At 58.9% G+C, this 13,598-nt stretch carries 12 protein-coding genes and 1 pseudogene; 4 read left to right on the forward strand and 9 right to left on the reverse strand.

Annotated features, from left to right (window positions below; translation table 11 throughout):
- From gcvT to glyA, 6 genes and pseudogenes are all read right to left on the reverse strand, one after another.
- A pseudogene (gene gcvT / locus DHN12_RS13345) lies at positions 1-538 on the reverse strand (glycine cleavage system aminomethyltransferase GcvT); the annotation flags it as partial.
- A 16-nt stretch (positions 539-554) separates the two neighbouring features.
- Positions 555-977 (reverse strand): universal stress protein, encoded by a 423-nt coding sequence (locus DHN12_RS13350; RefSeq protein WP_058273652.1) that lies wholly within the window; start codon positions 975-977, stop codon positions 555-557.
- 78 nt (positions 978-1,055) lie between these two features.
- Complete coding sequence (locus DHN12_RS13355; RefSeq protein WP_108860658.1) at positions 1,056-2,426, reverse strand: sodium:alanine symporter family protein; 1,371 nt, start codon at positions 2,424-2,426, stop codon at positions 1,056-1,058.
- 25 nt (positions 2,427-2,451) lie between these two features.
- Complete coding sequence (gene lipA, locus DHN12_RS13360) at positions 2,452-3,396, reverse strand: lipoyl synthase (RefSeq protein ID WP_108860659.1); 945 nt, start codon at positions 3,394-3,396, stop codon at positions 2,452-2,454.
- A 14-nt stretch (positions 3,397-3,410) separates the two neighbouring features.
- Positions 3,411-4,793 carry a dihydrolipoyl dehydrogenase gene (gene lpdA, locus DHN12_RS13365; protein ID WP_108860660.1) on the reverse strand — a complete coding sequence of 461 codons (1,383 nt, stop codon included), beginning with the start codon at positions 4,791-4,793 and terminating at the stop codon, positions 3,411-3,413.
- Between the two features lie 11 nt (positions 4,794-4,804).
- Positions 4,805-6,058 (reverse strand): serine hydroxymethyltransferase, encoded by a 1,254-nt coding sequence (gene glyA, locus DHN12_RS13370; RefSeq protein WP_108860661.1) that lies wholly within the window; start codon positions 6,056-6,058, stop codon positions 4,805-4,807.
- Positions 6,059-6,205: 147 nt separating this feature from the next.
- On the opposite strand from glyA, the gene DHN12_RS13375 reads away from it, so the two are divergent.
- Positions 6,206-6,808, forward strand: a complete 603-nt coding sequence (locus DHN12_RS13375; RefSeq protein ID WP_058273647.1) for a helix-turn-helix domain-containing protein — start codon at positions 6,206-6,208, stop codon at positions 6,806-6,808.
- 71 nt (positions 6,809-6,879) lie between these two features.
- On the opposite strand, the gene DHN12_RS13380 is transcribed toward DHN12_RS13375, so the two are convergent.
- From DHN12_RS13380 to DHN12_RS13390, 3 genes are all read right to left on the reverse strand, one after another.
- Entirely contained in the window at positions 6,880-7,263 is a 384-nt protein-coding gene (locus DHN12_RS13380; protein WP_108860662.1) for a carboxymuconolactone decarboxylase family protein, read from the reverse strand.
- 120 nt (positions 7,264-7,383) lie between these two features.
- The gene (locus DHN12_RS13385) at positions 7,384-8,472 is read right to left on the reverse strand and encodes an aromatic ring-hydroxylating dioxygenase subunit alpha (protein ID WP_108860663.1); all 1,089 of its coding nucleotides are present in this window, start codon (positions 8,470-8,472) and stop codon (positions 7,384-7,386) included.
- Positions 8,469-9,356 (reverse strand): MurR/RpiR family transcriptional regulator, encoded by an 888-nt coding sequence (locus DHN12_RS13390; protein ID WP_108860664.1) that lies wholly within the window; start codon positions 9,354-9,356, stop codon positions 8,469-8,471. Before DHN12_RS13390 ends, DHN12_RS13385 begins: the two co-directional genes overlap by 4 nt.
- Positions 9,357-9,424: 68 nt before the next feature.
- On the opposite strand from DHN12_RS13390, the gene DHN12_RS13395 reads away from it, so the two are divergent.
- From DHN12_RS13395 to DHN12_RS13405, 3 genes are read left to right on the forward strand one after another with little or no spacing between them, the layout of a single operon-like run.
- Positions 9,425-11,878, forward strand: coding sequence for an FAD-dependent oxidoreductase (locus DHN12_RS13395; RefSeq protein ID WP_108860665.1), 2,454 nt, complete (start codon positions 9,425-9,427; stop codon positions 11,876-11,878).
- Positions 11,878-12,960: an alcohol dehydrogenase family protein gene (locus tag DHN12_RS13400; RefSeq protein ID WP_234416639.1), complete on the forward strand. Its 1,083-nt coding sequence runs from the start codon at positions 11,878-11,880 to the stop codon at positions 12,958-12,960. The genes DHN12_RS13395 and DHN12_RS13400 overlap by 1 nt, the downstream gene beginning before the upstream one ends.
- Entirely contained in the window at positions 12,957-13,535 is a 579-nt protein-coding gene (locus tag DHN12_RS13405; protein WP_108860666.1) for a dimethylsulfonioproprionate lyase family protein, read from the forward strand. Before DHN12_RS13400 ends, DHN12_RS13405 begins: the two co-directional genes overlap by 4 nt.
- The last annotated feature ends 63 nt before the right edge of the window (positions 13,536-13,598 follow it).

The raw sequence follows: 13,598 nt of genomic DNA on the forward strand, positions 1-13,598 counted from the left end.
AGTCTACGCCGTTGATCGGGGCCTCAGTGGTTTCCATGAACTTCAGGTCGCGGGCGGCAGGGCACAGATCCCCAACCACGTTTTCCGCCGCAGGGCCTTGCACCGCCACCAGCGCGCGGACAAAGATCTCGACCACTTCGACGCGGTCAAGGCGGTCACGCATATGCGGAATGTCCTGATGACGCAGCGCTGCATTCACCACCACGAAATAGTAATCCCCCGCATTCGACACGATCAAATCGTCCATGATCCCGCCATCCGCGTTGGTAAAGAAACCGTACCGCGCCTTGCCCGGCTTCAGGGTCGCGTAGGCCTGCGGGCACAGAGCTTCCAGCTTCTCACCCACATTCTCACCGCGCAGGATCACCTGGCCCATATGAGACACATCAAACAACGCCGCCTTCTCACGACACTGCTTATGTTCCCCCATAATCCCCAAAGGATACTGAACAGGCATCTCCCACCCAGCAAAATCAACCAACTTACCTCCCAACTCAACGTGCAAAGAATGCAATGGGGTGCGTTTTAAATCAGTCATATCTCTAGCCTTTCGATCAGCGAGACTGGTCACGAACGACCATGACGGTGCAATGCGCGTTGCGCACGACACGGGCCAGGTTTGGGCCAATCTCATAATTCGGGAAATCGCCTTTGGTTGACGCCATGACGATCAGATCAAAGCCGTCCTTGTAGGCCAGCTTCAGGATTTCGCGGTAGACGCTGCCTTCTTCGACATGCACTTGCACGTCAGAGGCGTTGCCGTGATCCAGTATGGCCTGAACCGCATTGCGCACGTGGTCTTTGGCACCAGCGCCGTAGTTGGCAGGCAGGTTCGGCAATTGGATGATCTCGGGGATGACGGCAACCGCATGCAGTTCGGCACCGTAGAACTTCGCCTGTTCCAGTGCGACCGGCAGGGCCAGTTTCCACGAGCGGTCGTCGGTATGGTCAATAGGCAGCAGGATTTTCGTGGCCATCACGTCTCTCCTCGAGATATGGAATTCTATTTCAAAGGCGGGGGGCCGGAATGGCCCCCCGTATTCTTCAGGGCCGGATTATTCGGCAGGCGTGCCGCCCGGCTCTTCGGATTTGCCGCCCGAGGCAAAGAACTCTTTCGTCAGTTTGAAGACGATCGGGCTCAGCAGGGCCAGGGCGATCAGGTTCGGAATGGCCATCATGGCGTTCAGCGTATCCGCCAGCAGCCAGACAAAGCCCAGATCCGCGGTTGCGCCGAAGTAGATCGCGACAATCCACAGAACGCGGTACGGCATCAGGGATTTAACACCCAGAAGGAACTCGACGCATTTTTCGCCGTAGAACGACCAGCCGAGGATGGTTGTGAAGGCGAAGATCGACAGAGCGATTGCGATCAGAGCACCGCCACCCGGCAGCGACGTGGCGAATGCCAGCGAGGTCAAGGCCGCACCGGATTCACCGGAGGTCCATGCACCTGTGGAGATGATCGCCAGACCGGTGATCGAGCACACGATGATGGTGTCGATGAACGTACCCAGCATCGCGATCAGGCCCTGGTTGACCGGACCTTTGGTCTCGGCTGCCGCGTGAGCAATCGGAGCCGAACCCAGACCGGCTTCGTTCGAGAACACACCACGTGCCACACCAAAACGGATGGCGGCCCAAACGGCTGCACCTGCAAAGCCACCTTCGGCGGCGGACGGCGTGAAGGCGTAGGTGAAGACCAGTGACAGCGCGTTGCCGATCTCGCCGATATTGATGATCAGAACCAAAAGGCCTGCAACAATATATGCAATTGCCATGGCCGGAACCAGTTTACCAGCAACCGCACCGATGCGGGTGATGCCGCCCAGAATAACGGCTGCGGTCAGGACCATTAGAACAACGCCGGTGACCGAAGTGTTCACGCCGAAGTTCGATTCCAGAACCTGCGCCACGCCGTTGGCCTGAACGCCGTTGCCGATGCCAAAGGCTGCAACTGCGCCGAACAGGGCAAATGCAACGCCCAGCCAGGCCCATTTCGCGCCGAGGCCGTTTTTGATGTAGTACATCGGGCCGCCGACAAAATTGCCCAGCTCGTCTTTTTCACGGTATTTAACCGCGAGAACGGCTTCGGCATATTTGGTGGCCATGCCCACCAGGGCGGTCATCCACATCCAGAACAAAGCGCCCGGACCGCCCAGGAAGACAGCAGTGGCCACACCGGCGATGTTGCCGGTACCAATGGTTGCCGACAGCGACGTCATCAGCGCGTTGAACGGGCTGATCTGACCATCACCTTGGCCTTCGCGGCCAGCAAACAGCAGCTTGAAGCCGGTGCCGATTTTCAGGATCGGCATGAATTTCAGCCCGACCTGCAGGAAGAAGCCGACGCCAAGGATGAGGACCAGCATCAGCGGCCCCCATACGACGCCATTGATGGCTCCTACGATTGAATTTAACGCTTCCATGGTTTCCCTCCCATTTGCGTTTGGTTTATGCCCCGTTGGCGATTGCCCGCTGGCGGGCCTGCTTGAGGGCGGCAAAATCTTCGTCGGCGTGGAACGAGGAACGTGTCAGCGGTGTCGCCGACACATGCAAAAAGCCCTTGGACCTTGCGATCTGTTCCAGTTGGGCGAACTCCTCCGGTGACCAGAACCGGTCAATTGGATGGTGTTTTGGGGTCGGCTGCAGGTATTGACCCACGGTCAGGAAATCGACCTGAGCCGCGCGCAGATCGTCCATGACCTGACGCACGTCATTCAGGCTCTCGCCCAGGCCCACCATCAAGCCGGACTTCGTAAAGATTTCTGGGTTTGCGCGCTTGGCATCATCCAGAAGTCGCAGTGAAGTATAGTAGCGTGCGCCGGGGCGAACGGTCGGGTACAGGTGCGGAACGCTTTCCAGATTGTGGTTGAACACGTCCGGGGCAGCATCGAACACCAGATCCGCCGCATCGCCTTTGCCCAGAAAATCGGGGGTCAGCACCTCGACCGTGGTGCCGGGGTTCTGATGGCGCACGGCACGGATGGTTTGGGCGATATGCTCGGCTCCACCGTCTGCCAGATCATCGCGGTCGACCGAGGTGATCACCACGTGGCGCAAGCCTAATTTCTTAACCGCTGCAGCAACCCGGCCCGGCTCGAACAGGTCCAGTGCATCGGGGCGTCCTGTTGAGACGTTGCAGAAAGAACAGCCGCGGGTGCAGACCTCGCCCATGATCATCATGGTGGCGTGGCGCTTGGACCAGCATTCGCCGATGTTGGGGCATGCAGCCTCTTCACAAACCGTCGTCAGATTGTGGTCGCGCATCAGGCGGCGGGTCTCGTAATATTCGGGGCCGTCGACCTTTTTCTTGCGAATCCACTTGGGCTTTCGCGGGATGACGCTGTCAGCCTTTTTGGCTTTTTCCGGATGGCGGGTGCGAAGCTGGATGGTCATCTGGCTGTTCCCTCTCAGGCGTGGATTGCGCGGCCCATGGCGTCCAGGCAGGCTTCCTTGACGGCCTCGCCCATTGCCGGATGCGCATGACAGGTTGAGGCGACCTCGCCGACGGTCGCACCCTTGGTCATGGCCAGAACCAGCTCGGCGATTAAGTCACCGCCATGTGCGCCGCAGATATGCGCGCCCAGGATTTTGCCATTTGGGTCGGCCAGTACTTTGACTGCTCCGTCTGTCTCGCCAGTTGAACGCGCGCGTGAGTTGGCCATGAAGGCAAACTTGCCAACCGAGTATTCGGTGCCAGCCTCTTTCAGTGCTTCCTCAGTCAAACCGACCGAGGCGACTTCGGGGTCAGAATACACAACGCCCGGAACGGTGTTGTAATCCACATGACCGGCTTCACCGGCCAGCATTTCGACACAGGCGACGCCGTCTTCTTCGGCCTTGTGGGCAAGCATCGGGCCGGGGACACAGTCGCCAATCGCATAGATGCCGGGAACCGAGGTGCGGAACGACGTGTCCACCTGAATGAAGCCGCGCGGGTCAAGGGCTATCCCCAGATCTTCCAACCCAAGCCCGCGCGATACGGGGCGGCGTCCGACGGCGATCAGAACCTTGTCGGCTTCGATCACCTCTTCCTTGTCTTTGCCGACCCGGTCCAATGTCAGCGTCAGCCCAACGTTGGTTTTGTCGATAGTTTTCAGTGCGCGCCCCAGCTGAAACTTCAGGCCACGCTTTGACAGGGCGCGCTGTGCGAGTTTTGCTATCTCGCCGTCGATTCCGGGCAGAATGCGGTCAAGATACTCAACAACCGTGACCTTCGCGCCCAATCGGGACCAGACCTGTCCAAGTTCCAGGCCGATCACGCCAGCACCGACGACCACCAGATGTTCGGGAACAGCATCCAGCGCGATCGCTCCGGTCGAGCTTAGGATATCCTGCTCGTCAATCTCGATCCCGTTTAGCGGGGTTGGCTCGGAACCGGTGGCGATCAGGATGTTTTTGGCTTCATAAACATCGTCGCCAACTTTGACCTGCCCGTCAGAGGGGATACTGGCCCAGCCCTCAACCAGATCGACGCCGTTTTTCTTGAACAGAAACGCAATGCCCTTGGTCAGATCGCCGACGATCTTGTCCTTGCGACCCATCATCGAGCTCAGGTCGATTCTGGCCCCCTCGACAGCAATGCCATGGGAGGAGAGATGTGCAAGCTCGGCATACTTAGCCGAGGAGGTCAGCAACGCTTTGGAGGGTATGCACCCCACATTCAGACAGGTTCCGCCAAGCGAACCGCGGCCTTCAACGCAGGCGACTTTCATGCCCAGTTGTGCTGCGCGGATTGCTGCAACATATCCGCCGGGTCCGCCCCCGATGACGATTAGGTCGTAGATACTCATTGAACGGTCTTTCAGTAGATCGGGTGGCTGGCGCAGAGTGCGCGGACTTTTTCGCGGGTTTCGGCTTCGATCTTCGCGTCGCCCTCGGGGGATTGGGCCAAGGCCTCGAGCACGTCGCCGATCAGGTGACCGATCTGTTTGAACTCTTCCGGTCCAAACCCGCGGCTGCAGCCTGCTGCGGTACCCAGCCGGATACCGCTGGTCACGGTAGGTTTTTGCGGATCGCCCGGCACGCTGTTCTTGTTGCAGGTGAAACCGGCACGCTCCAGCGCGGCTTCTGCGTCTTTGCCGGTCACGCCCAGCGGGCGCAGATCGACCAGCATCAGGTGGTTTTCCGTGCCGCCCGAAACGATGTCACATCCACGCGCCATCATGACGTTTGCCAGCGCCGATGCGCTATCCACAACGCGTTGCATGTAGTCCTTGAATTCGGGCTTTAGCGCCTCGCCAAACGCGACAGCCTTACCGGCAATCACATGCATCAGGGGGCCGCCCTGAAGGCCGGGGAATACGGCCGAATTCATCTTTTTCGCCAGCGCCTCGTCATTCGTCAGAATGATCCCGCCGCGCGGACCGCGCAGGGTTTTGTGTGTGGTCGAGGTAACCACATGCGCGTGGCCGATAGGCGAGGGGTGCAGCCCGGTTGCGACCAGACCGGCGATATGTGCCATATCCGCCAGCAGCCAAGCGCCGACCTCATCCGCAATGGCGCGGAAGCGGGCGAAATCGATCTTTTGCGAATAGGCGGATGCGCCAGCGATGATCAGTTGCGGCTTTTCGGCTTTCGCCAGTTCTTCGACCTGATCATAGTCAATCAGACCGGCATCGGTCAGGCCGTACTGAACCGGGCGGAACCACTTGCCGGATTGTGCTGGTTTGGCACCGTGCGTCAGGTGGCCACCCGCATCCAGTGACATGCCCAGGATCGTGTCGCCGGGGCTGAGCAGGGCCAATTTAACGGCGCCGTTTGCCTGCGCGCCCGAATGCGGCTGCACGTTGGCGTATTCGCAGCCGAACAACTGTTTCAGACGGTCGATGGCCTCGGATTCAACTTCGTCTACAAATTCGCAGCCGCCATAGTAGCGACGGCCAGGGTACCCTTCGGCGTATTTGTTGGTCAGGACTGACCCCTGCGCGTCGATCACAGCTTGCGACACAATGTTCTCGGATGCGATCAGTTCGATCTGTTCAGCCTGACGTTTGCCTTCTCGCGCAATTGACGCGGCGACAACCGGATCTGCTTCGGTAAGCGACGTTTTGAACATGGTTTCCTCCTCAGGCACCGAATCCTCAGTACGAAATTTTGTTTCCTATAGTGGAATTCGTGCAGCTAAAGCAACATATATCTCACATTTGTGAAGTTGTGTGGTGTGAGGGAAATCTGTAACCTCCGGTAAAACAGGGAGATATTTATGGGCGACGAGACTCGCGGTGATGTTTCCTCACCGGAAGATCAGGACGAAGGTGAGGTTCTGGGGCGTTCCATCCGCGATGCACGACGTGCAAAAGGCTGGACTTTGGAGGAAGCCGGACGCGCGGCGGGAATCGGTCGGTCAACCCTGTCGAAGATCGAGAACAACCAGACGCGGCCAAGTTTCGACATCGTGCGCAGGCTGACACAGGCGCTGGATATGAGCACCCCTCAGCTGTTTCTGCAGTCCGGGCAATCGGGGATTTCGGGAAGGCGCGACTTTACCCCTAAAGGTGAAGGCGAGATAAAAAGCACACCGACCTATTTGCACGAATTGCTGTGTCCCGAGCTGACCAGCAAGCGGATGCTGCCCTATATCGCGACAATCAAAGCCCGCGACCTGTCAGAGTTCGAAAACTGGATCCGGCATACGGGTGAAGAGTTCATGTATGTCATCAGTGGCGAGCTGATCTTTGTATCAGAGCATTATCGCCCGCTGCCGATGAAGGCTGGTGACTCGCTTTATTATGACAGCGGGATGGGGCACGGATGCATTTCAACCAGTGAGGAAGACGCGAAGGTGCTGTGGGTGTCACTCGAATAAGCGCTGCGCACAAGGCATGAATAAAAGCGGCCCCAGCGGCCGCTTTTTTGTAGGATAAGGCGGTCACTGGGTCAGGTGTGGCCCAGTACTTTGCGGGCAACGCGGAAACACTCCAGCGCTTGCGGGATGCCACAGTAGATGCCAATCACGTGGATGATGGCTCGGATTTCCTCGGGCGAGACGCCGTTGTTGATCGCGCCTTTGCAGTGAATTTCCCATTCATGCATCTTCCCAAGCGCGCCGATCATGGACAGGTTCATCATCGATCGCGTTTTGGCATCGATCACGTCATCGCCCCAGCCAAACCCCCAGCACCACGCCGTCATCGCTTCTTGAAACGGGCGGGTAAAGTCATCGGCCGCCGCTAGGTTCTTTTCTACATATTCCGCACCAAGCGTGTTTTTGCGCTGCTCCAGGCCTTTCAGGAACAGGTCTTCGTCGAAAATATCAGCCATCTATGGTCTCCGGTTCTTCATCGCTTTGCGCGGTGTTCGTAAATGCGATCATATTGTGGGTTCGTTTTGAACTGTACCCGTTCGATCCGATCCTGCAGGTCACTTTTGGGCGGGCGCAGATTATTCCACCGCCTCGCGCATCCATTGTTGCAACCGGGCAATTGAGTGTTCCGACATCACCCCACAACTGGGGTCCAGCACGAGCGGACCGGGGCGATACCCGCGGGATTTCAGGCCGCGATGGACGCTTTCGACCAGATGGATGTCTTCCTCGACTGTGGTCTCCCGGTCCTGCACGGCCAGTTGTCGGATCACCGCGCTTTCGGATCCACCCTCGGTGTACCAGCCGCGCCAGACGGTGCAGTGGTCGGCATCAATGGCGCGCCAGTGATAGGTGTTCAGCACATTGCCCGGGTAACACTGGAACGAGAACATCGGCCACAGGAACCATGACTGGTAGTCGCTCGCATGCGGCACCGACAGGTCGACCGGGTAGGTCATCTTGTCGAGACTTTGGCATTCGGTCGTATGACGCAGCACGTAACCGCCGCCTGCATCGGGTTGGATGTCATAGGTCTCGGGCTTGACCACACCCTCGGCAAAGGTCGGGTGGTTGGTCGGGCAATGATAGCACTCCGAGTAATTCTCGATACTGACCTTCCAGTTGCACTTTTCCGGGATTTCGACCCATTCCAGCGGTTCCAGATCGTCGATATGAGGGACAAAGGCGCGGATTTCTTCGCGCACGCCGGGATACCAGTCGTCCATCGGGGCTGCATCGTCCTCGAGATTGACGAAGATGAATCCGTTGAACACCTCGGTCCGCACCGAAGTCAGGCAGATGGCGCTGCGGTCAAAACCGGGGACGGATTTGATATTGGGTCCGGCGCGTAATTGGCCTGACAGCTCATAGGTCCAGGCGTGATAGGGGCAGACCACGACGCGGGTGTTACCAGCACCGGTGACCATTTCATGCGCGCGGTGCTGGCACACGTTATAGAACGTGCGAATTTCGCCGTCTCGGCCCCGAATGCAGAACAGGTTTTGCCCGGCGATTTCAAAAGCAAAGTAATCGCCCGATTCCCGGACCTGCGCCACGTGCCCGGCAAACTGCCACGTGCGGGCCAAAAGCCCCTGCATCTCCTGCTCGAAAATGGCGGTGTCGGTATAATACCGCGCGTCGAGCGAATGCGTCAGAGGGGCGTTCACTCGGGTTCCTCCGCGTAGAGGCCAAGCTGGTGGCGGCGAAGATGAAACCGTTCTACCCGCTCGACGATCTCATCGCTGGACACGGCGATCACAAAGGAAAGCAGCGTTTCCAGCAAGGCGATGGTCGAAACCGAGGACGGAAAGAACTGTGGTGTGTCGGCGGCAACGACAAAACCGTGTTGTGCATTCAGGATCACCGGGCTGGCCGGGCTGTCGGAAATGCCGATGACGGTCATTCCCTGTTGCCGTGCCAGTTTGATCGCGTCGATGACTTCGGTGCGGTAAGGGTGGCAGGTGATCGCGATCAGTACGTCTTGCTCATCCGCCCAAGCCAGATCGTCGACTGGGGTCGAGCCGGGGCGCGGGATGGCGTGAAACTGCTTCATGCCGGTTGAGGCCAGATAGGTAAAGTTGCGCGCGTTTGAATTGTTGACGCCAACGCCCAGTGTGAAAATCTGGCGACAATTCCAGATATCCTCGGCCGCGGCCTTCAGGTTTGCGGCGTCGATCCCGGCAAAGGTTTCTTCGATATTGCGGATCGCGGCGCCGATCATATCGGCATAGAGGCCGCCCAGTTCCCCTGACTTGCCGATGTCCTGCAACCAGCGGGCGCGGTCCGGAAATGACACACGTCCCTGCCGGATCGCATCCCGGAACGGGGCACGGAAATCTTCGTAGCCTTCGAAACCCACCTGCTGGGCCATCCGCACGAAGGTGTTCGGTTTTACTCTGGCGGCCTCGGCAATCTCGCGCACGGTTGAAACTCCAACGTCCGTTGGGTTTTCCAGCACGTAGCGCGCGGCCTTCTGCGCTTCGGGCGTTAGGGCGTCCCATTCTTCGGACAAGCGATCCAGAACAGTTGATGATACATTTGTGTCATTCATGATTGACGATGGTACATTTGTGGAATTAGCCTGTCGAGCAGAAACGCGACTCGGGAAGAGGAAAAATCATGTCCGAGAAGAATCTGCCGTCCCATGCCCGCGTGGTGATTGTCGGTGGCGGCGTCATGGGGGTCGGTCTGGCCTATCATCTGGCGCGTGAAGGTTGGGGCATTGATACCGTCCTGCTTGAAAAGGCAGAGCTGACCAGCGGCAGCACCTGGCACGCGGCAGGGCAGATCACGCATTCGACATCCAGTTTTGGGCTGGGCAAATGCGTCGATTACAATATCGGCCTCTACTCAGGCGCGCTGGAAGCCGAAACCGGTCAACCGGTGACATGGCATGGCTGCGGCTCGTTTCGGTTGGCCTATACCGAGGATGAGATGGACTGGCTGCGGCATACGCTGTCGGTGGGCCGGTCGCTGGGGTTCAACATTGAACTGGTCGGACCTGAAAAGGTGGCGGAACTGCACCCGTTCTACAATCTCGACGGCGTATTGGGTGCGCTATACACGCCAGATGATGGGCATGTGGACCCGACCAACGTCACCATGGCGATGGCAACCGGGGCGCGGCAAAAGGGTGTACGCATCTTCCGCAACTGCCGTGCGACCAACATCACCCAGGCCGAAAACGGCGAGTGGGTGGTCGAGACCGAGCAGGGCACCATCACATGCGAGCATGTGGTGAACGCTGGCGGCACCTATGCCCGTCAGATGGGCGAATGGTCGGGGCTGCAACTGCCCATGACTTCGATGACACACCACTATTTTGTGACCGAGCCGGTGCCCGAGTTCCAGAAGCTGGACAAGGAGCTGCCGGTGATTCGCGATGACCGCAAGGTCTCGGGCTATATCCGGATGGAGCAGCAGCGCGGCCTGATCGGGATTTACGAGAAAGAGAACCCGAACTCGGTTTGGCACAACCATTGCCCGTGGGAATACGAGAACTGGTTGTTCGATGCGGATTACGACCGGGTGATGCCGTGGCTTGAAGAAAGCCTGAACCGCATGCCGATTTTTGCGGATCTAGGAATTCAGCGCGACGTGCACGGTGCGATCTCGCACCCGCCCGATGGCAACCCGCTGATCGGGCCTGCGCCGGGCGTTTGGAATTACTGGTGCTGCTGCGGGACCCAAATTGGCATTGGCTGGGGGCCGGGTCTGACCCGCGAGTTGGCACGCTGGATGGTGCATGGCGCGGCCGATATCTCGATGCGTGAGTTCGATCCACGCAGGTTCGGCAGCTATGCGACCAAGGATTGGCAGGTGATCAAAGCTGAGGAAGATTACTGCCTGCGCCACGAGATCCCGTTCCCGCATTTCAACCGTTTGGAAGGGCGTCCGATCAAGCCGTCGCCTCTCTATGATCTGTTGAATTCCAAGGGTGCGGTACATGAAGAGGTTTATGGCTTTGAGCGCCCCCGCTGGTTCGCGCGGGATGAGGTCGAGCAGCGCGATCACTACTCCTTCCGCCGGACCCCTGCGGATCACATGGTCGCGGCTGAGGTCAAAGCGGTGCGCGAACGCGTCGGCATCATGGACGTGACCGCCTTCACCAAGGTCGAAGTCTCGGGCCCTGATGCCTACGCGCTGTTGGACCGGCTGATCGCTAACCGGATGCCGCAAAAGGTTGGCTCGATCACTCTGACGCATATGTTGAACCGCCGTGGCCGGATCGAGTTGGAGACCACGATTGTCCGAATGGCTGAGGATCGGTTCTATCTGGTCTGCGCTGCCTTCTTTGAGCAGCGTCTGCTGGATCATCTGACACAACAGCGCGCGGACGAGGATGTTCAGATAACCGCGCTGTCCACCGATTGGTCCGCCCTGTCGCTGAACGGTCCGAGGGCGCGTGACGTGCTGGGACAGTGTGCAGATGCCGATCTGACCAATGCTGGCTTTCGCTGGTTGTCGGCACAAGAAATCACCGTCGCGGGTCACAAAGTATGGGCCTTCCGCATGTCCTATGCCGGTGAGTTAGGGTGGGAGCTGCACATGCCCAATGCCGCCTGCCTCGATGTCTACAATGCGCTTTGGGCAGCGGGCGAGCCGCACGGCATCACCGACTATGGCAGCTTCGCCATGAACGTGATGCGGATGGAAAAAGGCTTCAAAGGCGCGGGCGAGCTGACCAACGAGGTCACTTTGGCCGAGGCTGACGTGCTGCGTTTTGCCCGCTCCGACAAGGAGTATCTGGGTAAAGACAAAACCCTGAACACTGACTTGCCGTGGGTCTGCGCGTATCTGCAGATCGAGCCGGATGGTGAAATTGACGGCCACGGTGGAGAAGCAGTGATGCTGGATGGACGTGTCGTGGGTTCAACAGCCTCGGTCGTCTATGGGCACACGGTCCGCAAGATCCTGGCCTTTGCGTACATCAAGCCCGAGGCTACCGACCACGGCACCGAATTGGAGGTCGTCATCCACGGCCAACCCCGCGCGGCCCGTGTTCTGGGCGAACCTGCTTATGATCCGCAAAGCCTGCTGCCCCGCACCGACGCTATTCTGGAGACTGCATAATGAGCTTGCCTGACAAAATGAAGGCCATGGTCACGATGGGCCATGGCGGCTTGGAACAAATGGTGCTGCACAAAGACTGGCCGCGCCCGGAACCCGCGGCCGGCGAGGTGTTGATCAAAGTCGCTGCCTGCGGGCTAAACAACACGGACGTCAATACGCGGTCTGGCTGGTACTCAAAAGCCGTGACCGATGCGACGACGGGCGGCGCGTTCGAGGAAGTCAGTGACGAGGATCCGACATGGGGCGGCGCGCCCATCACTTTTCCCCGAATCCAAGGGGCTGATATCTGCGGGGAAATCGTCGCCGTGGGTGGCGGTGTCGATCCCGGGCTGATCGGTCAACGCGTCATCACCGATGGCTGGCTGCGCGACCCGTCTGATCCGGGCAATAAGGACAAAACGGGTTATTTCGGCTCGGAACGGGACGGTGGTTTTGCTGAATACGCCACGACTCTGGCGGTTAACGCGGTGCCGATCCGGTCCGACCTGTCGGATGCCGAACTGGCCACGTTCTCGTGCTCCTATTCGACCGCCGAAGGCATGCTGACCCGCGCAAATGTAACTGACACTGACACGGTTCTGGTGCCCGGAGCCTCGGGCGGGGTCGGCGGTGCCTTGGTGCAACTGGCCAAACGCCGGGGTGCACGGGTGATCGCGATGGCGTCGGATGCAAAACACGCAGACGTTGCCGAACTGGGTGCCGACAAAATCTTGTCTCGTGCCCCGGAAAATCTGCGCGCGGCGCTTGGCGATGAAAAGGTCACCGTTGTGGCCGATGTGGTTGGTGGTCCCTACTGGCCAAACCTGATCGACGTTCTGGAACGTGGGGGGCGCTATACCTGCTCGGGCGCGATTGCCGGGCCCATGGTCGAATTCGATCTGCGCACGTTCTACCTGCGTGACCTGACCTTCACCGGCTCTACCGTGATTGACCCGCAGGTGATGCGTAACATCGTTCAGTATATCGAGGCCGGTGAGATCAAGCCCGCCCTGGCCGCGACCTATCCCCTGGAAGAGTTGCGCGAGGCGCAGACCGCATTCATTGCCAAGCAGCACACCGGGAACATCGTGGTGATCCCATGACGATGGGCGACGTTCTCGAAGCTGCCCGACAGCTGCATCAATCACGTCCTGAGCTTTCAGAATTCGGAGCCTGGCCTGATGACCTGACGCCGGCCGATCTGGAGCCATACCAAATCCCTGCCGTTGAACTGATTCAGCGGACCGGTTTCCGGACCGAGGATGCAACGCGATCCCTTTCAGACGCGATCAGGGCAACCGCGCATCTGGCGCTGTGGAAACACACCTATACTGAGGAAGAGGTCGGTGCCGATTTTCTTAACCGCTATGGCTATTATGAGCTGTTCGGCCCAACCGGGCATTTCCACTCGACTCAAATGCGCGGCTACGTCGCTTACTGGGGGGCGGGTCTGGATTATGATTGGCACAGCCATCAGGCCGAAGAACTCTATCTGATCGTAGGCGGCGGGGCGATGTTCCGCGTCGAAGAAGACCAGACTTACGTCGGCCCCAATCAGACACGGCATCACCGAAGCTGGCAGAGCCACGCAATGACAACAACCGACGAGCCAATTCTGGCTTTCGTTCTTTGGCGAGGACAAGGATTGAACGACTTGCCACAAATGGATGCGGCATGAAAATCATTCCCGTACATGCCTGTTCATCCCAATGTGGGCGGGCATTTGTTGCGAAATGGCCCA

The organism is Ruegeria sp. Alg231-54, from assembly GCF_900143525.1.
GTDB lineage: Bacteria > Pseudomonadota > Alphaproteobacteria > Rhodobacterales > Rhodobacteraceae > Ruegeria.